The 19555-nt window shown below is 32.5% G+C and carries 16 protein-coding genes; 8 read left to right on the top strand and 8 right to left on the bottom strand.

From position 1 onward, the window contains the following. Window positions 1–20: 20 nt before the first annotated feature. Complete coding sequence (locus BC962_RS09395; protein WP_121345744.1) at window positions 21–542, bottom strand: DUF4494 domain-containing protein; 522 nt, start codon at window positions 540–542, stop codon at window positions 21–23. Window positions 543–849: 307 nt separating this feature from the next. On the opposite strand from BC962_RS09395, the gene BC962_RS09400 reads away from it, so the two are divergent. From BC962_RS09400 to hemN, 4 genes are all read left to right on the top strand, one after another. After that, window positions 850–3738: a M16 family metallopeptidase gene (locus BC962_RS09400; protein ID WP_121345745.1), complete on the top strand. Its 2889-nt coding sequence runs from the start codon at window positions 850–852 to the stop codon at window positions 3736–3738. A 343-nt stretch (window positions 3739–4081) separates the two neighbouring features. Beyond that, a complete protein-coding gene (locus tag BC962_RS09405; RefSeq protein ID WP_121345746.1) occupies window positions 4082–6013 on the top strand; it encodes an ATP-dependent nuclease in 1932 nt (643 codons plus the stop codon). Then, the gene (locus BC962_RS09410; RefSeq protein ID WP_121345747.1) at window positions 6010–7839 is read left to right on the top strand and encodes an ATP-dependent helicase; all 1830 of its coding nucleotides are present in this window, start codon (window positions 6010–6012) and stop codon (window positions 7837–7839) included. Before BC962_RS09405 ends, BC962_RS09410 begins: the two co-directional genes overlap by 4 nt. A 461-nt stretch (window positions 7840–8300) precedes the next feature. Further along, complete coding sequence (gene hemN, locus BC962_RS09415) at window positions 8301–9665, top strand: oxygen-independent coproporphyrinogen III oxidase (protein ID WP_121345748.1); 1365 nt, start codon at window positions 8301–8303, stop codon at window positions 9663–9665. A 65-nt stretch (window positions 9666–9730) separates the two neighbouring features. Here the strand turns inward: hemN and BC962_RS09420 are convergent, their stop codons facing one another. Then, window positions 9731–10561, bottom strand: a complete 831-nt coding sequence (locus tag BC962_RS09420; RefSeq protein WP_121345749.1) for a universal stress protein — start codon at window positions 10559–10561, stop codon at window positions 9731–9733. A gap of 382 nt (window positions 10562–10943) precedes the next feature. Between BC962_RS09420 and BC962_RS09425 the strand changes: the two genes are divergently transcribed. The 4 genes from BC962_RS09425 (at window position 10944) to BC962_RS09440 (ending at window position 14601) form a co-directional block, all read left to right on the top strand. Beyond that, the gene (locus BC962_RS09425) at window positions 10944–11168 is read left to right on the top strand and encodes a hypothetical protein (RefSeq protein ID WP_121345750.1); all 225 of its coding nucleotides are present in this window, start codon (window positions 10944–10946) and stop codon (window positions 11166–11168) included. Window positions 11169–11391: 223 nt separating this feature from the next. Then, window positions 11392–12654: a PAS domain-containing sensor histidine kinase gene (locus tag BC962_RS09430; RefSeq protein ID WP_121345751.1), complete on the top strand. Its 1263-nt coding sequence runs from the start codon at window positions 11392–11394 to the stop codon at window positions 12652–12654. After that, window positions 12655–13698 (top strand): response regulator, encoded by a 1044-nt coding sequence (locus tag BC962_RS09435; protein ID WP_121345752.1) that lies wholly within the window; start codon window positions 12655–12657, stop codon window positions 13696–13698. It abuts the gene before it with no gap. A gap of 96 nt (window positions 13699–13794) precedes the next feature. Further along, complete coding sequence (locus BC962_RS09440; protein WP_121345753.1) at window positions 13795–14601, top strand: universal stress protein; 807 nt, start codon at window positions 13795–13797, stop codon at window positions 14599–14601. Window positions 14602–14652: 51 nt separating this feature from the next. On the opposite strand, the gene BC962_RS09445 is transcribed toward BC962_RS09440, so the two are convergent. The 6 genes from BC962_RS09445 to BC962_RS09470 form a co-directional block, all read right to left on the bottom strand. Further along, entirely contained in the window at window positions 14653–15054 is a 402-nt protein-coding gene (locus BC962_RS09445; protein ID WP_121345754.1) for a group III truncated hemoglobin, read from the bottom strand. A 3-nt stretch (window positions 15055–15057) separates the two neighbouring features. Then, window positions 15058–15339, bottom strand: coding sequence for a hypothetical protein (locus BC962_RS09450; RefSeq protein ID WP_121345755.1), 282 nt, complete (start codon window positions 15337–15339; stop codon window positions 15058–15060). A 144-nt stretch (window positions 15340–15483) separates the two neighbouring features. Then, on the bottom strand, window positions 15484–16761 hold the full coding sequence (locus BC962_RS09455; RefSeq protein ID WP_121345756.1) for an acetyl-CoA hydrolase/transferase family protein: 1278 nt from the start codon (window positions 16759–16761) through the stop codon (window positions 15484–15486). A 50-nt stretch (window positions 16762–16811) separates the two neighbouring features. Continuing rightward, entirely contained in the window at window positions 16812–17378 is a 567-nt protein-coding gene (locus BC962_RS09460; RefSeq protein ID WP_121345757.1) for a YceI family protein, read from the bottom strand. Between the two features lie 93 nt (window positions 17379–17471). Next, a complete protein-coding gene (locus BC962_RS09465) occupies window positions 17472–18770 on the bottom strand; it encodes a hypothetical protein (RefSeq protein ID WP_121345758.1) in 1299 nt (432 codons plus the stop codon). Between the two features lie 22 nt (window positions 18771–18792). Next, entirely contained in the window at window positions 18793–19470 is a 678-nt protein-coding gene (locus BC962_RS09470; RefSeq protein ID WP_245984132.1) for a YceI family protein, read from the bottom strand. Between the last annotated feature and the right edge of the window lie 85 nt (window positions 19471–19555).

Below are 19555 nucleotides of genomic sequence, written 5' to 3' on the forward strand. Positions count from 1 at the left end.
TGCTTTAAAATCTTAGAAGATTACACAAGCTCTGTTTCTTCTTTTATTTCTTCTTCCTGAGTACTTTCAGAAGTTGCTATTTTATTGAATTCTTCCAACTTTTCTTCTTCTCCAGAGAAGTATGGAAAAACATCTAAAATTGGAGATTCTGTAATTGCGGGAATAGAATATTCTCCCATGGTATTATCCATAGCCTGAGTAGTATTCTCGAAAGCTTCTTTTACATCGTTCGCCTGTACCAACATATACACATTGGTTTTTTTCTCTTTCCCACTATTTTCATCTAAGGCTATTAAAGAAACTTTAGATTTAAACCATCTATCGGAGTTTTCAAAAGGATGAACCTCAGATAAATTAGCTACTTTGATGTTTGTAATTAGAAACTCTTCACTAGTATAAGCAGTCATCTCTTCGTTTATTCTAGCTTCTGCTTCTGTAAACGAAATTGCATCTAATAAATACGTTTCTGTAGTTAATTTTTGTTCTCCACTATCATGTGTTTTTCTGTATTTTACTTTACACTCATACCAAGTTGCGCTCATATCTTTATTTTTTGGATGCCAAATATAAATTTTAAAATAAGCTTAGACGATAATCTTAGTAATAGATATTCACAATCTTTTTTTCGTTGATTTTATTAAAAGTTTAAACTTCAGAGTGGTTGAAAAAAATATTTTTTTGGCAGACCAAGCCGCTAGCTTATCTTTAAAAAGACACTTGTAAAATTGCATATTCCTAAGAATAGGAATGTAATAAAATCAATTTCCTTTCATCTTCTGATGATTATATGCAATTTTCTAAAAATCAATTCTTTATATTTAGCTACGTAAATTCAAAAAAAATATCAATATGACAAATTCAAAGTTAAAGCTAATGGCTTTTATGCTTTCTTTTAGCGTCGCTACATTTGTTTCCAGCGACCAGGCTTTCGGACAACAGAAAGCCAACTCAGGTGCCGATCTATCTATAGAATACGAGAAGTATGAGCTAGATAATGGTCTTAATATTGTACTGCATCAGGACAAATCAGATCCCATCGTTTCTGTAGCTATACAATATGGTGTTGGGTCTAACCGTGAGAAGAAGGGACGCACGGGTTTCGCACACCTTTTTGAGCATATGCTTTTCCAAGAATCTGAAAATGTTGCGCAGGATCAATTTTTCAAAAAGATACAGGATGCCGGTGGTACTTTAAATGGTGGAACCTGGCAAGACGGAACTGTTTATTATGAAGTAGTACCAAAGAATGCACTAGAAATGGTAATGTGGCTGGAATCCGATAGAATGGGTTACCTCATTAATACAGTTACTGAAGCTGCTTTTGCAAACCAACAGGAAGTTGTGCAAAATGAAAAACGCCAACGGGTAGACAATAATCCTTACGGACACACTGGATGGGTGATCGATAAAAATTTATATCCAGATGGGCATCCTTATAGCTGGCAAGTAATTGGGGAACTTGAAGATCTTCAGAATGCTACGGTTGCTGATGTAAAAGAATTTTACGATAAATTTTACGGACCTAATAATGCGACTTTAGTTATTGCTGGAGATTTTGAAAAATCGGAAGCTAAAAAACTAGTAGAAAAATATTTCGGAGAGATCAATAAAAGGCAAGAAGTAGCGCCTTTAGAAATTCAAACGGTTAGCCTTTCTAAAACCAAGCGACTTTACCATGAAGATAATTTTGCTAAAGCGCCACAATTGAACATGGTTTGGCCGGTAGCAGAGCAATACAGCAAAGATGCCTATGCACTGGATTTCCTTGGAGAAATATTATCCGACGGAAAAAAAGCGCCTTTATATAAGGTTCTAGTTGAACAAAAAGAGCTTGCCTCTCAACCAAGAGCTTATAACAATCCTAGTCAAATTGCAGGAAAATTCCAGATCTCGGTGACCGCAAATGCAGATGTAGATCTAGATAATGTAGAAGCAGGAATAAAAGAAGCTTTCGCTTTATTCGAAAAAGAAGGCGTAACAGATAGAGATATTGAGAGAATTAAAGCAGGCCAAGAAACCGACTTCTATAATGGAATAAGCAGTGTTCTTGGTAAATCTTTTCAATTAGCACAATACGATGTTTTTACTGGAAATCCTGGTTATATAGAAAAGGACATTCAAAACATTCGTGCAGTGACCAAAGAAGATGTAATGCGTGTTTACAATACTTATATCAAGAATAAACCATTCATTCTTACAAGTTTTGTTCCTAAAGGACAACTAGATCTTATTGCTGAAAATTCTGAAAAAGCCGAAGTGGTAGAAGAGGAAATTACAGAGAATGTGAAAACAGAAGTTGCTGAAGCGACTCAGGAAATACAAAAAACAGCTTCAAAATTCGATCGTTCCGTTCAGCCAAAAATGGGTGATACTCCTAAATTAAATATTCCTACTTCTTGGAAAGAGAAACTTGGTAACCAACTAGAGGTTTACGGATTGGAACAAAAAGAATTGCCTTTGGTGAATTTCAGTATTGTAATAGAAGGAGGACATTTATTAGACGATCTAAGTAAGAATGGAGTTGCAAATTTAATGTCAGATATCTTGATGGAAGGTACTGCCAATAAGACTCCTGCAGAACTGGAAGAAGAAATAGACATGCTTGGTGCTAACATATATATGTATACCGGGAACGAATCTATCGTACTTCGTGGGAATACCTTAAAACGTAACTTCGATAAAACTATGGCCTTAGTGGAAGAAATTTTACTTCAGCCAAGATGGGATGAAAAGGAATTTGCTCGCATAAAAACAAGTACTATTAATGGAATTAAAAGAAATGAAGCGAATCCTAATGTAATAGCAAATCAAGTTTATAACAAAGTATTGTATGGTGAAGATCATCCTTTTGCATATCCAACATCAGGAACAGTAGAATCTGTAGAGTCTATAAAAATCCAAGATCTAAAAGATTATTATAACAACTATTTTTCACCTTCGGTAAGCCGTATGCACATTGTTGGTGATGTTTCTAAAGCAGAGGCATTAAAAGCTGCAAATGGTTTAGCAGAAAAATGGGAGGCAAAAGAAGTGACAATTCCCGAATTTAGTGTGAGTAACAATCGCGACAAGGCATCTTTATATTTTGTAGATGTGCCTAATGCCAAGCAATCTGTGATTAACATTGGATATATCGCTTTACCAAGAACCAGTGAAGATTTTTTCCCTGTTGATGTAATGAATTACAAACTTGGAGGATCTTTCTCCGGAAATGTGAATCTTATATTACGAGAGGAAAAAGGATATACTTATGGAGCACGTTCAGGTTTTAGCGGATCTAAAATTCCAGGAACCTTTACAGCATCTTCTAGTGTTCGTACAAATACCACAGGAGAATCTGTTGGAATTTTCAAGGACGAAATAGCTAAATATAAAGAGGGAATTTCTCCTGAAGATCTGGAATTTACAAAGAATGCATTAATTAAATCTAATGCGCTTCGTTTTGAAACTCAAGGCTCATTACTTGGAATGCTTCAGGAAATGAGTGCTTACGATCTTGATCCTAAATATATCGAGAAAGAAGAGAAGATCATTGGTGCCATGACTCTTGAACAACACAAGAAGCTAGCCCAAAAATATTTGGATGAGTCTAAAATGGCATATCTGGTTGTAGGTGATGCTGCAACGCAGTTGGACCAGTTTAGAGATATGGGATTTGATGAAGTTAAAGTGTTGGATAAGCAAGGAAATGAAGTAACACTTCCTATTAATTTAGAAACTGAAGAAGTTAAAGATTAATGTAAGAATCATATGAAGCTTGAAACCCACCAAAATGGTGGGTTTCTTTGTTTATAGTTTTTAACAAAAAAAATATACTGGATTCTGATACTTATTTACTAAAATCAGTTGTTTATTGACAATTGTTGATAATTATCCACATAATAACAATAAATATCACAATTTCTTTAAAGAAATAAGCTAAGTTTGAGATAGAAAATTCTTGGCACCCTACCCTTTTGAATTCAACTCAATACTTACGTAATTAATATTTTTTATCCTGACCTAATTTGGGGTTAACCCATTTTAAAGCGATGATATAACTAGTTAGCTGTAATACCAAACCAAATCCAAAATCTAAAGAATGTACCTGTCATATATTAAAGTAGAAAATTACAAAGGAATTGAAACTATAGAAACTGAATTTGACTCTAATATCAATATAATCATTGGAGAAAATGGAAGTTGTAAATCTGCCATAATTGATGCTATTAGGTTACTTTATAACGTTGGCGAACCAATAAGAGAAATTTCGGTTTCATCCGATGATTTTCACCAAAAAAGAGTAGAAATTGCCGATAAAATTAATATCGAAAAAGCTACACTTATCACAATTACATATATTTTTAAAGGCCTTACTACAGCTCAAAAAGGTGCTTTTTATGAATATATGGTAATTAACCCAATAGATAAGGAGGAAGATTATGCTAAAATAACAATCAGTTATGAAGAAAAAGATGGAAAATATCCTCAATTCTCATATAATACAGGGGATATTGACGGTCAAAAAGCTGACTACAAAACGTTTGAGTTATTTCAACATTATTATCTAGGAGCATTAAGAGATAGTACTCGTAATTTATTGAGTACTCGCAGTAATGTGTTAGGAAGGGTGATTAAAAGATTTGTAAATAGAAATGAAACAGAATCTGAAATTGAACAGATAATGAAAGACGCAAATTCTCAGTTACTTGGCAGAGAAGAAGTCCTTAACACTAGGGATGGAGTAAATCAAAATTTAGAGGGTATTTTTAAAAAATTTCTGGATAATAAAATTGGTCTTAGAATAGAAGATTCAAGAACAGAATATATTGTCAACGCAATTAAACCATTTTTACCTCATAACAGAGAAAGTTTAAATGAGGAAGGATTTCATTTGTGGCAAAATAGCTTAGGTTTAAATAATCTCATTTACATAGCAATTGTATTGGGAGACGTGAAACAACAAATTGAAGATAACGAAATTCCACATTATGCACTTCTAATTGAAGAACCAGAAGCTCATTTACATCCACAGCTCCAATTAAGTTTATACAACTTTCTGACTAGTGCTAATGCCTCAGATAATAGTCAATTATTCATAACTACTCACTCTCCTACTCTAACATCTAAAGTGCCTTTGAAAAATCTAATCCTATTAGATAATAAAAAAGCTCACAAACTTGAACATCAATTTCAAAATAGAATGCCTGAAAATATAATTCAAGATACTACTAAGAACGCTACTTTAAAAGAAATCGATTTTCAATTAAGTCAAAAAAAACTTGAGCGATATATTGATGTAACAAAATCTCAACTTTTTTATGCCAAATCGGTTTTGTTCGTGGAAGGAATCTCCGAAGAACTCCTTCTTTCTTCATTTACAAGATTAGATGATTATCAACTCGAAGATTATAGAGTGGAAATAGTAAACGTTAGAGGAACATCCTTTTATCCTTTCCTATATCTATTCAACAATAGGGATGAAAATAAAAGGATAAACAAACCGATTACAGTAATTACGGATGATGACCGTTATACATCTTCTAAAAATTCAAAGTATAGTTTTAATAAATTATTAGAAACAAATTATTCTGTACTTACAGAATTAGATGATAAAATACAAAATGGCACTCAAGTAACTAGAATCGCAAATCTAAATTCTGTTGCTAATAATGCTGATAACATAAAAATATCACATTCCTTTAAAACACTAGAGTATGAATTATCTATTCATAACATTAAGGAGAATCGAACAGAACTATTTGATAATTTCCTTTTTGATTATATCAATCAAAATTCCCCAGATAAAATTGTTAAAATCATTGAATACACTCGAACATTCGAAAATGATATTATGTCAGAGGTTGAAAAGCGAAAAGTAGGTATTTTATTATGGAAAGCTTTACCATCTAAAGCAGACCTCGCACAAGATTTTTCAATACATATTCTTGAAAATTTAGAAAGTGCCAAAGATTCTTTCGTAATTCCTCCATATATTCAAGACGGACTAACTCATTTAAGGCAAGGAATATGATTTTTGAATTAAATGATGAAAGGAGTGCATATCTTCAAGCAAGAGGTAAAATCATATTAAATGCCTGTCCTGGAAGCGGTAAAACAACTACAATAGCTCAAAAAATTATAGAGTTAGAGCAATCAAAAGAAATTGGTTCCTATTCGGGTATTGCTTGTCTTTCATTTACTAACTCTGCAAAAGATGAAATAAACGAATCTTATTCTAAACTAAGTGGAAAAATTTTAAGGTTTCCTAATCACGTTTCTACTATAGATAGTTTTATAAATAAATTTATAACACTCCCTTTTTACAATATCTTAAATCGAGATTTCAATAGACCTAAAATTCTTGACCACACTAATATTCTTGATGAGATGTGGAAAACAGAATATATTGGAAAGGATGGTAAATTAAAAGAAGGATTGATACCACCTTTAAACTTTGCTAAATACAAAGCAAAAAATAACAGAAGTATATACCACCTATATCCTCCAAGCGAAATTAGAATTGAACCTGATGGTAGTTATTCAATTAATGGAAATCAGCCATCACAAGACAAAGTTGAAAAAGAAAAGTTTATAAATTATTGTAAATTAATTAAGAATAAACAGTTTACCAAAGGTTTAATATCAACAGGTGATTCAGCCTATATTGCTCTTCACATATTAAAAACAAATCCTAAAATTTGTCAATGGTTAGCTTTAAGGTTTCCTTTTATAATTATTGATGAAGCTCAAGATAACTCTTTGATTCAACACGCAATTTTTGAAGAATTGTCTAAACAAGGCTTGAAGAATATTGAACTTATTGGCGATCCTTATCAAAGTCTATATGAGTGGAGAGATGCAAATCCAAATGAATTTTTAAAAAAATATAATGAAGACGAAAGTTGGAATTCGTTTGATTTAACCGATAATAGAAGGTCTCCACAAAATATTATTGACGTTTTTTCCATTCTAAGAAAAGCAGATGATTCAAAAATAAACTGTGTTGACAACCCTACTTTTGACAATTCAATTATTATTTATAAATATTCTAAGAATAATCTTCAATCAATCATCAAACATTATGAAGAACTATGCTCGGATAAAAATTTCAAAAAAAACAATATTGTAGTTAGAGGAAATTCTTTAAAGAATCAATTATTGGGAAAAACAACAGAAGAAAGACCTTGGGGAATTGACCTACCAAAGGAAATTATTACAGCAAAGAATCGTTTTTTGGGCAAGGATATTAAAAATTCTATAAATGAAATGCGCACTATTTCTATAAAATTACAAAATTCTAAAAGTGACTATCATGAGTTAAAGGAGATCGAAAGAGATTCAAAAGAAGACCATTTTTTTAATTCACTTCTATTTCAAATTCTAAACGAGTTACCAAGTTTTGAGCTATCAGTTGCAGATTGGACAAATCAAACTCAAATTTTTATGAAAGAAAAATTGAACTTAGATTATAATGTTGATTTTGAGCTGAGAAATAGAAAATCAAAATTTTTCAACAAAGAAAAAACATTAAGTGAATCAGTAAAAATTCATTTTAAAAAATCATATTCAGAATCCAACATACCGATTACTACTATTCACCAAGTCAAAGGAAAAACTTTGGATTCAGTATTAATATTTTTCAACGATAGAAAGCATACAAACAACATTCTTTTCGAAGATATTTCAAATTCTGACAACAGTTTCCCGGATGAAAAGAAAAGGCTAATTTACGTTGCTATGTCGAGACCTAGAAACGTCTTAGCAATGGCATTTCCCGAAACAATAACAAATGAAAAATTTATTGATAAATTTGGTGAGAATATTAAAATTGTAACTAAAGAAGAATTGAATATCTAAGGTACTACAGCTAACATCGGTTAAGCGCAAATAGCTGGCATTCTGGTGAAAAGTGTTATTTTAGTCATCAAGTAAAAAATAACTAAGCCGACTCTATTATCGTTCATAAAGTCCTACCCCAACTCTAAACATAAAGTAAAAGCCTCCCTATAACTATCTTTGCTAACAAACTCAGGGTTCGGGTGTATTATAATTATTTTTCTGTTTTACCATACGGCCTTAAATGTATTAGAAAAAAAATAGGTAAAACTTTCATAATGCTATAAATCTCATACACAAAAGCATCTTCCAACTCGTTTCTACCTTTTAACTTATAGATCTTTCGGGTCGTTTTTCTTCGAAATGCATTAAAAGCAACCTGAAATCTTTTTTTGTATTTAGCATCTTAACCATACCTGACAATCCTCATATTCTCTAAGCCTTTAGCTTTTTATTTTTGAACATCATAAATAGAAATAACTATGAGTTCAAGTTTAATTTCAAAATACAATGTTGCGGGTCCTAGATATACTAGTTATCCAACTGTTCCTTACTGGGATGATAAAAAGTTTTCATTAAGATCTTGGAAAGAAACTATAAAAAAAGGTTTTAAAGAAAGTAATACTTCTGAAGGAATCAGTATTTATATACATCTCCCCTTTTGCGAAAGTCTCTGCACCTTTTGTGGGTGTAGCAAACGAATCACTAAAAATCATTCTGTAGAGATTCCTTATCTAAGATCTGTGATAAAAGAATGGGAAATGTATTGCGATCTTTTAGAGGAAAGGCCAATAATTAAAGAGCTTCACCTTGGCGGTGGAACTCCGACCTTCTTTTCTATAGAAAGCTTAAACTTACTCTTAGATGGCATTTTTAGAGTAGCAACAAAAGCAGAAAACACAGAATTAAGTTTTGAAGGTCATCCCAATAACACTACAAAAGAGCATTTATCTTTATTTTCTGAATTAGGTTTTCAGAGGGTTAGTTATGGTGTTCAAGATTATAATGAAAAAGTTCAAAAATCTATTCATAGAATTCAGTCTTTCGAAAATGTAAAGAAAGTTACCCAAGATGCACGGGAGATTGGTTTTACTTCTGTTGGACATGATATTATTTTTGGCTTACCCTTTCAAACTAAGGAACATATTATTTATACCATAGAGCGCACAAAGGAATTAATGCCAGACAGGATCGCCTTTTATAGTTATGCTCATGTTCCATGGATAAAAGGGAACGGCCAAAGAGGCTTTAAGGATGAAGATCTTCCAACGGCAGAAGAAAAGCGGGAACAATACGAAATTGGCAAAAAGATGCTTTTGGAAGCTGGCTATTTTGAAATTGGGATGGATCATTTTGCACTTAGCACAGATAGTCTTTACCAAGCTGTCGAAAACAACACATTACACAGAAATTTCATGGGCTATACCACCTCTAAAACTCGAGTAATGATAGGACTTGGAGTATCAGCAATAAGTGACAGCTGGTATGGCTTTGCTCAGAATGTAAAAGGAGTAGAAGAATATCAGAATTTAATTGAAAATAATATTTCTCCTGTCTATAGAGGACATATACTTACAAAGGAAGATCTAATAATTAGAAAACACATTCTTAACCTAATGTGTAACTTCAAAACAACTTGGTTAACACAAAATGATTTCTTTGAGGAACTGCCGCAGGCTCTTCATGCTTTAGAAGAAATGGCTAATGATGGATTGGTAGAATTAAATAGTAATTATATTAAGCTCACAGAACGCGGCAAACCATTTGTAAGAAATGTATGTATGGCCTTTGATCGTAGATTACAAAAGAACAAGCCCGAGACTCAGTTGTTTTCTATGACTGTTTAGTAGGTTTACTATAGTATAAAAAAAGGTCGGAAATTCCGACCCTTTTTTTTTGCGAAGCATCTATTTTATATTTTCATGGTTAGCACCGGCATCGTAGCATGATTAGCAACATCTTCCCCATAACTTCCGTAGAAAAAATGACTTAAACCTTTGCGTCCGTGCGTAGGCATTATAACTATATCGGCTTCATTAGATTTACAATAATTGTACACTCCACTTTCTAAACTATAATCATCATAAAATTTAATTGTAGGAGGTTCCAACTCATTAAGCTTTGTAGCATCTAGAAATTTATAGAATTTTTCATACATCTCACTGCTGCTGTGGAATTTCTCTGGTTGATTTATAAAGAGTATTTCCATTTCACTATCTAGATTAAGCAAGAAATTTCGGGCTTTAATATAAACGTTTACAGATTCCAATTCCAGATCACTCACAAAAATAGCCTTCTTAATACTAAAATTTTTCATGCTCTCTTTTACTACAAGAACTGGTATTTCTGAAGTCCTAATCACTTTTTCTGTGTTAGAACCAATAAACATTTCAGCAAAACCGGTTGCACCTTGAGAACCCATTACTATAAGCTCTGCCTGAAACTCTTTGGCAATTTCATTGATCTCACTAAAAACTTTATAGTTTCTAATTGCATCTATAACTTCTATATCCTTTAGGTAAGGTTTATCTAAAAATTCATCAAACCTCTTTTTAGCTAATTTCATATAATACATGCCATTAAATACTTCTTCTGCCTCATCTTTACTAAGAAAGGCATTAGACAGTCCTAGCAGGTGAACTACAATTATCTTAGCATCGTTTTTTTTAGCAAGACTGGCGGCTACTTCAAGAGCATATTCAGAATATTCGGAAAAATCTACAGGTACTAATATTGTTTTCATGTTATTGCTTTTAAATTATTATGATCGTGAGCTTTCTACTTTTTAATTCTAGGTGTACTTCCATGTCTCCAACCTGTTTAAAACAGATTCTGAATTATACTTTTAGAATTCCAATATTCGCTGATTTTAAATCTGCTTGAATTCCAGGACACACATAAATTCTGCACTCCTATTTAATTGGACATTTATGACTAATACTTTAATTCGTGTTACACGAAGCTAGCATACAAAAGACTTACAAAGTATGACGCTCATCATTTTAGCACCTATTTTTATTAAATATGTACAGATTTATAGTTTTGAATCAATACCTGAGAACCAGAAATTTTTTAGCGAATTCTTAAGATTGAATTATCTAAGAATTTCTTAGATTAATATAAAAATGAAAACTTCCATTATTATTTACCTAATACTCACAACTACAATTTTGGTATTGGTAGCAGTGTTTTCTGTTCTTAATTTTCCATTTCCTCTTATTTTTTATCTAGTTCTCCTTGGAAAAATATTATTGTTAATCACCGTATATAAGGTTCTTAGAGAAGATTATAAACCCAGTAGTACATTTGAAGAATTCTATGAAAATGTTACTGGAGAGTCTAAAGAATGAATATTCTAAAATATTACAGTTACCTTATAAAATTATGAAGTAGACATTAAAAAATAATAGATACTAATCTCTTTTAAGTAGCTTAGAGGTTTTAAAGATTTTAGTGAAAAACACTTCTATTTTTTTTCAGTTTTCTATGTAATCTTCCAAAATTACTAGAATTGGTTTTTTATTTTTCAGCTTAAAAATTTTACATTTAGTATTAATTATAATATTTAAATAATTGCAAAATACATTTCAGGATAAAGGTGAAATTTTCAATCTCTTGTTCGAGGCTGCTTCAGAAGGAATTATTGTAGTAGATAGTACTCAACATATAGTTGCGGTAAATGTGGCTGCGGAAAATATGTTTGGATATAAAACAGGAGAATTAATTCAGCAACCATTGAATTTATTGATTCCAAAGAAATATCATTCCAATCATCATCATCATTTTGAGAATTTTATAGATAATAGTGAGAAAAGGCAAATGGGCCATGGGAGAGTTCTTCATGGTATTAAAAAAGATGGTTCTTTATTTCCTGTGGAAGCAGGCCTAAACCCATTTAAAAAGGACGGGCAAGAATATGTTATGTCGCTAATTATAGATATTAGCGTACGTATGGAAACCGAACTCCAGATAAATGAACTCAACTCACATCTTGAAGAGAAAATTAAAACGAGAACTGGGGAGCTAAGTGAAAGCATTAATAAATTAAAGGAACTAAATAATAATCTTCAAGCTGAAGTCTCTAAGAGGAAAGCTGCTGAAGAAAAAATTAAAGATGCCTTGCAAAAAGAAGTAGAACTTAATGAGTTAAAAACAAAATTTCTCTCCTTAGTTTCTCATGAATTTAAAACTCCTTTAAGTGGGATACTTACCTCGGCAACGCTCACCGAAAAGTATACAGAAAATGAGCAACAAGATAAGCGGGAGAAACATCTAGGAACTATTAGAAATAAAGTACATTATCTTAATAATATTCTTAACGATTTCTTATCTATAGAACGATTAGACAGCGGGAAAGGCCAGTATAAATATGCCGATTTCAGTTTAAAGCGTTTAATTAATGAAGTGATCTACAATGCAAACGTTACTTTAAAAGATGGACAAGAAATAAATTATCCAAAAGACATAGAAGATATAATCATCTATCAGGATGAAAAAATACTTGAGTTAATACTATCCAATATTTTAGGGAATGCCATTAAATACTCTCCAGAAAACACCAGCATTAAACTTGAAGTGCTGTTAACGGAAGACAAGATATTGTTTAAAATTAAGGATAAGGGAAGAGGAATTCCCAAAAAAGATCAAAAACATATATTTGAGAGATATTTTCGAGCCGAAAATGCATTGCTAGATCAAGGAACCGGTATTGGTTTAAATATCTCTAAAACCCATTTAGAAAATATGGGCGGACAAATAAGTTTTTTAAGTGAAGAACATAAAGGAACACAGTTTAAAATAGAAGTTCCAATTTTAACCCCCGAAAAAAGCAACTAGATGAAAAAAATATTACTGATAGAAGATGATGTAACTGTTCGTGAAAACACAGCAGAACTATTGGAACTTTCAGAGTATGAAGTTATTACTGCCAATGATGGCCGTAAGGGTTGTGTAAAGGCGCAATCAGAAATACCCGACATTATTATATGTGATATCATGATGCCAGAAATGGATGGGTATGGAGTGCTTCAAGAACTTAGTGGGAATATTAAAACGGCCAATATTCCTTTTATTTTCCTTTCAGCTAAAACAGAACATAAGGACATTCGCCGGGGAATGGATCTGGGAGCCGATGATTATCTTACCAAACCATTTGAAGAAGTAGATCTATTAAGTGCAATAGAGAGCAGGCTAGCGAAAGTTGCAATTTTAAACTCTATCCCAAAGGATCAAGTTCCAGCGGTAGAGAATGGCAAACTAAAAAATCTATCTGAGCTTCGTGAGCAATTTGGATCTTATCCTATCTTATATTTTAAAAAAGGAGAATTTATATACGAGCAAGGAAAACACTCTAATTTTTTCTATCTCGTAAAGCGTGGAGTTGTAAAAACACACCATAATGATGATAAAGGAAAGGAACTTATAACCTATTTATATAAGACCGACGATTTCTTCGGAAATGCAAGTGAAGATCCTCATGCTTCAAATTCTGAGTATGCTACGGCAATGGAAGATACAGAGCTTTACTCCATCTCAAGGGAAGATTTTTATGAGATTTTGCTCCAAAATCCACATATTAGCATCAAACTAGTGGAGATCTTAAATAATAATCTAGCAGGGCTTAAAAAACAATTAATGAATATGGCTTATGGTTCTGTTAGAAAAAAAACAGCGAATACCATCTTGCTTTTTGCTGAAAAAATTGAAAAACATCCTCTACAATCTATTCGGATATCCCGTTCAGATCTAGCTAGCGTTGCTGGTATGGCAGCAGAAAGTTTAATAAGAACATTGTCTGAATTTAAGAAGGAAGGTTTAATAGAGATCGAAGGTAGAAATATTAAATTACTCAATTCTCAAGCTTTAAGAAATATAGATTAATCGTCTCTTTATTTAATAGTGCAGTAACTGATTTTCATCATTTTTAAAAGGGAAGGCTTATTCTAATTTTGAATATAATAATTAGAACTAGCACCAATGAATGTCTTAATTCTGACAGATTTTTCGGAAGTATCCAAAAATGCCAGTAGGTATGCATTAGACTTCCTAAAAGATACCCCATCTACAATTTTTCTACTTAATATTCAGGATATAAAATTGAATGGGGCGTCCAGTGAAAAATTGGGCGAGAAAATGCAGTTGATATCTGAAAAGATGCATACTGGTATGGAGAGTTTGAAAACTTATAATACCAATTCTAAACATAAATTTCATCTTAGCCTTTCCCTAGATAATTTAATTACGGCGGTTAGAGGTTGCGTAGATGAGAATAAAATAGATTTGATCTTTATTGGTGCAGCTAGTCAACAAGAAAGAAAGCATCCTCTACTTGGAAATCATGCGTACGAGATAATTCAAAAAGTTAAGTGTAATATTATAGCTGTGCCAGATAAGGCGAAGTTTGTTACTCCTAAACGTATGATCTTGCCAATAGATTACTCTGTACTATCAGAAAGAAAATCATTTCAAATATTAAGAGATCCAAATTATGTGAAAAGTGAGAGTCTAACGGTGATGAATGTTAATGAGAACGACAATAATTCTTTAAATAGAAAAATGATCCAAGAATTATGGGAAAGTGATGCTAAAGAAAATATGAACTTCACTTCTTTAAATAAAGACACATTTTTCAACACAGATTTTTTGCATGATATTCAGGAAAAATATGATGTTATTGTTATTCTTGGGAAGAACCTGAGTATTTCAGATAAGCTATTAAATAGCCGTTACGGCTTATGTACCAAAATAAGTAATAAATTACCTATTATGATCCTGCATGAATAATTGAAAACCATCTTTCAATTATATAGTTCAATTTAAAAAGGCAAATTAGTCTCAGGATTGAGGTTTTTGAGCAGACCTGCTCTGGTAGATCCTTAAAAATAAGTGTGTAGACATTTTCCTGGCATTATCCTTAAGCCGCTGAGCCATTTCACCTTCAAAAAGCTCATCTATAGTTTGAAACCAAAGGTTCATCCAGATCCCAAAATGATATTCTGTGATACTATTATTATTTTCTCTATCAACCTTAGCATGAGCCATTGCGGGATTTCCATGAAAACCACCGGTAAAAAATAAGTTAGTTTCCCAAAAATCGGTTAGCTTTTCCAAATGCGCATCCCAGTCTTGAATACTGTTTTCAAAAAAATAACCTATTTCTTCATTTTTTCGGACTTTGTTATAAAAACTTAAAACTAGTTTATTTACATCTGAACGGTTCTTTAGATCCTCTTTCATCTGTTATAATATATTTATTAGGATGAACGTACTGCTTGCTAGGATACTTATTATTAAGGAATTAAAAACGAACTTAGGTTTTAATTGAGCCAGGACAGATGCATTGTACCACATACAAGCTACTACGATTAAACCTAACTGTATCATGTCTACAACATTATGTCCATTCATTAAAATAAGCATTGCTGCTATAGAACCTAAACAACTAGATACAAGAATGCCCGTTGTTGCCCCTGCAAAATAATCCTTTTTAAATTCTGATAATTGTCTTTGATAAATTGTCATGATTATAGCTTTTAAATTATATGTAAATTTAAATTCTAGAGCGTTTTTAAAATATGACGTACATCAGTTAAGTCTGAAATAAAAAAGCTGAATTTTCCTGTTATAGAAAATTCAGCTTTTTATTAAATCTAAAGCGGCTAACTCTTAATATTTTAATGCTTCAAATGAAGTTTGTTCTAGTTCTTCCCTAAAGTCTGGATGAGCTATGCTTACCAAGGCCTTAGCTCGTTGTTTTAAATTTTTTCCGAAGAGATCTACTACGCCATATTCTGTAACAATATAATGTACATGGGCTCTTGTGGTTGTAACTCCTGCTCCTTCTTTTAAGTAAGGCACAATTTTACTGAATCCTTTATTGGTAATAGATGGCATGGCAATAATGGCTTTTCCACCTTCAGACAGGGAAGCACCTCTTATAAAATCCATTTGGCCACCAACTCCAGAAAATTGATATTTCCCAATAGTATCTGCACATACTTGCCCGGTTAGATCTATTTCTATCGCCGAATTGATCGCTGTTACTTTGGGATTTCTTCTTATAATAGCAGTGTCATTTGTATAAGAAGCTTCTTTAAAATGAACTATAGGATTATCATCTATAAAATCATAAAGCTTTTGAGATCCTACAGCAAAACAAGTAACCAATTTACCCTGTTTAATAATCTTTTCTTCTCCGGTAATAACACCGTTTTCAATTAAAGGAAGAATACCATCAGAAAACATTTCAGTATGAATACCTAGTCTTTTATGATTAGTAAGATTGTTTAGAACAACATTAGGTATTGCGCCAATTCCCATTTGTAATGTAGCGCCATCTTCTACTAAATCTGCCACATATTTACCAATTTTCAACTCTATATTAGATGCTGTTAAGAACTGGGACGTATGTATAGGTTGATCAAGTTCTATGGCAATATCTATCTGGTTTATATGGATAATACCATCCCCGTGAGTTCTTGGCACATATCGATTTACTTGCGCGATCACTTTTTTTGCAGTTTGAATGGCAGCTAATGTTATATCTACTGAAACTCCTAACGAACAATATCCATGAGTATCTGGTGGAGAAACCTGTATAAATGCTACATCTAATGGTAAAATATTTCTTTTAAAAAGCAAATGAATCTCACTTAAAAAAATAGGAATATAAGATCCGAAATGTGAATTCACGGCTCCCCTTACATTGCTACCCACAAAACAAGAGTTGGTTTTAAAAGTATTGTTATATGGCGCTTTAGTATATAGAGCTTCACCCTCCGTATGCATATGTAAGACCTCGATATTCTGTAATTCGTTATATCTTTCACAAAGAGTATCAATCAATACATTTGGTGTCATTGCTGCGCCTTGTACAAAAACCCGTTGATTAGATTTCACTTCCTTTACAGCTTCCTGGGCTGATACTATATTTAAACTTTTCATTGATTTTTTATTTTAAAATTGAAATTCAGAAAATATCGGAGAAATTTTTCTTAACGTGACACCTTCAAGTCGAACTGTACCTCTATCTCCTCATCAACCTCTATAAGACCCAGTGCCTTAGTTGGTGGTTCCAGCCCAAAATCGCGAATATTCATTTTAAATTTACCTATAAAATGATCTTCTTTTATTATAACTGGCAAATGATACGCCTTGGTTATCCCTGCTAAATTAACTGTAATATTGGCCTTGATATATTCGGAGGAAATGGACTCTATTCGGTCTAATTCTATTATAATTTCGGGGTGTTCTTCTCCAAGAAGTAAATTCTGAAAATCTGAATTCATCCTTTTATTACCACAATCGAAACCTGTTATTTCTAGTTGAAGTTTAAGATCGTTGAAAATGAGATGTTCTTCTCGTTGCGTAAACTTAACGATCATGGGTTTACTAATAAGATCTATCTTAAAATCACAATCAAACTTATTTACATTAGTACTTCCTACTATTATTAGATCACTCTCTGGGAGAATTATAATTTTCTTTGTTCCAAAATCTTCCTGAGCCTCTAACAACATCACAGAAAGTAAAAAACCGAAGCATAAGAGAGTACGTTTCATAATTCAGAAATTTGAGATTTTTAGAAAAAATTTCGGGCAAAGCTATTTAAGTTTGAAAACCTAAAAGTCTACCCGAAAATCTTTAAATATTCCTTAGAAGCTAATTACAGCTTCAAAAACAAATCCATTAAATTGTCCATCATTATGGATATCGGTTACTGGATAGTCATAATAATTTTGTGTTACATATTCTACTTTTGCCAAGATGTTTCTGGTCATAAACCAACCAGCACCTACATTAAATCTGTCTATGCTAACATCTTCACCACTAGCCAACTCCCCATCTACATAATTGTATCTTCCACCAACATATAGCTTTTCATCTGTTCCAAATCTATATAGAAGTTCTCCCGCATATTGATTCCAAACTCTTTCATCTGTTTCATTAGCATTTTTTCCAGAAGCTCTTTCGTAGATTCCGAAGAATTCTAATCCACCATATTTTAAGAAAGGGTTAATCATTATAGAAGTTAATTCGTTTCTTAGACCTGGATTTACTCGAGCAGATCTAAAGCCATCACCGGCACCTTCTGCAGTCGTCATTAAATTGTAGTAACGTGATCCTGCACGGTCACCACTGTATAAATATGCGCTGGCTGTTTGAGCAGTGTGATAAACAGATCCTGTTAGTCTAAATCTTAGATCTTCAGTTACATAATCATCATACCCAACTTTAGCTAATAAAGATGGACTGGTAGTTTCCGGGTTTGTAACAGCCTGATTTAATTTACCATTGGTCGCACCCACCATTGCTAAAAATCCATTATTAAAATAGTAAACCTCTGCACCAACTTCTGTGGTAAAACTATCCATTAAATAGTTACCTACAAATGGGTTATAAAGGGCCATAGCATTATCAGATCTTCTGAAGTGAGCATCACCATAGTTGTTTTCCATATGTCCAATTTTAATTCTCATATGGTCCATTAGGCCTTTAGCAAAACCTTCGCTAATAAAGTCCAACTTGTCTATTTGAAGGTATCCACCTTTAACATAGGTTTCGGTATGGTGCTGTGAAGAAAGATAAGTTCTTAGATGTAGTTGCACTCCATCATATAACATCACATCAAAATCTAGATTTGCAGTAGCAAGGTTAAAGTTACCACCTACATCTTGTAAAACGGGAGTCGCTTCGTTTCCAGAATTTTCTTGATCTATATCTTGAAACTGAAGTGCAAATGCACCACCAACTCTTACATTAATACCATCAAAACTAGTAAGCGTATCCTTTATAGGTTCAAAATCATTTAAGCCTCTTTGGTCCGGATTTCTATAGTTGTCAAAGTCACGATCAAAAAGAGAACTTTTAAAAAAGCTTTTTTCTTGAGCCTGCATTTGTAAACCGAAGACAGCTAGAAGCAGTAATACGAAATATTTAATAGAGTTTTTCATTTTATTGATTTTTAAGATTGATTTATTTATTAAAAACAGTTTGAAATTTTACGATTACGGTGTCCCCAGTAGTAATTGTACCAAACATAGCAGTTGGAGGATCTACATTATAATTGGTCATTTTAAGTTCGTTTTTTCCTTCAAGTACTATGGAGTTCCCAGAGACTTTAGCTTCAAATACAATACTTACCGTTCTGCTAGTCCCTGAAATATTTAACTTTCCTTGGGTAGTAATAAAACATTTATCTGTGCCGTGATCTATCTTATCTACTTTTTCCAACTGATAAACGATATTTGGATGTTTATCGGTGTCCAGTGCTTTATAGGTATTCTTATCCATTCCACTTTTACCGCTTTTTAATGAAGTAGCCGGGATCGTGATTTTAAGATTTTCCAATTTCACTAATTTCCCATCTTCAAAAACAGCTTGAATACCACCAGACATTTGCTCTACCTCTATTTCCCAGTCATGGATGTTGGAAGTACCTTCTACTATAATTTTAGATTTATTGTTATCTAATCTATAATTCTGCGCGCTAACACTCACTGTAGATATGAGGAACACTATTAGAAGCATCGATAATTTTAATGTTGGAGTTTTCATTTCTTTTGGTTTATTTATTTGATACAAAGTTGGAGAGGAAGTGCTTTCTAAATAATGATGGATGTCAGTATTTAGGTGATTTGGTAAGAAGCCCATTTGCTATAGTTATGCAACATAACATGACTGCTGTCATTTTTTAAAGTCTAAAAATCTTTAAAATTCGCGTTCCTAACTTATAGAG

The organism is Gillisia mitskevichiae (assembly GCF_003634585.1).
GTDB lineage: Bacteria > Bacteroidota > Bacteroidia > Flavobacteriales > Flavobacteriaceae > Gillisia > Gillisia mitskevichiae.

Excerpts from the sequence above, each read along its gene's own strand:
- BC962_RS09395 (WP_121345744.1), bottom strand. The coding sequence starts at position 542 with ATGAGCGCAACTTGGTATGAGTGTAAAGTAAAATACAGAAAAACACAT.
- BC962_RS09400 (WP_121345745.1), top strand. The coding sequence starts at position 850 with ATGACAAATTCAAAGTTAAAGCTAATGGCTTTTATGCTTTCTTTTAGC.
- BC962_RS09405 (WP_121345746.1), top strand. The coding sequence starts at position 4,082 with ATGTACCTGTCATATATTAAAGTAGAAAATTACAAAGGAATTGAAACT.
- BC962_RS09410 (WP_121345747.1), top strand. The coding sequence starts at position 6,010 with ATGATTTTTGAATTAAATGATGAAAGGAGTGCATATCTTCAAGCAAGA.
- hemN (WP_121345748.1), top strand. The coding sequence starts at position 8,301 with ATGAGTTCAAGTTTAATTTCAAAATACAATGTTGCGGGTCCTAGATAT.
- BC962_RS09420 (WP_121345749.1), bottom strand. The coding sequence starts at position 10,561 with ATGAAAACAATATTAGTACCTGTAGATTTTTCCGAATATTCTGAATAT.
- BC962_RS09425 (WP_121345750.1), top strand. The coding sequence starts at position 10,944 with ATGAAAACTTCCATTATTATTTACCTAATACTCACAACTACAATTTTG.
- BC962_RS09435 (WP_121345752.1), top strand. The coding sequence starts at position 12,655 with ATGAAAAAAATATTACTGATAGAAGATGATGTAACTGTTCGTGAAAAC.
- BC962_RS09440 (WP_121345753.1), top strand. The coding sequence starts at position 13,795 with ATGAATGTCTTAATTCTGACAGATTTTTCGGAAGTATCCAAAAATGCC.
- BC962_RS09445 (WP_121345754.1), bottom strand. The coding sequence starts at position 15,054 with ATGAAAGAGGATCTAAAGAACCGTTCAGATGTAAATAAACTAGTTTTA.
- BC962_RS09450 (WP_121345755.1), bottom strand. The coding sequence starts at position 15,339 with ATGACAATTTATCAAAGACAATTATCAGAATTTAAAAAGGATTATTTT.
- BC962_RS09455 (WP_121345756.1), bottom strand. The coding sequence starts at position 16,761 with ATGAAAAGTTTAAATATAGTATCAGCCCAGGAAGCTGTAAAGGAAGTG.
- BC962_RS09460 (WP_121345757.1), bottom strand. The coding sequence starts at position 17,378 with ATGAAACGTACTCTCTTATGCTTCGGTTTTTTACTTTCTGTGATGTTG.
- BC962_RS09465 (WP_121345758.1), bottom strand. The coding sequence starts at position 18,770 with ATGAAAAACTCTATTAAATATTTCGTATTACTGCTTCTAGCTGTCTTC.
- BC962_RS09470 (WP_245984132.1), bottom strand. The coding sequence starts at position 19,470 with ATGGGCTTCTTACCAAATCACCTAAATACTGACATCCATCATTATTTA.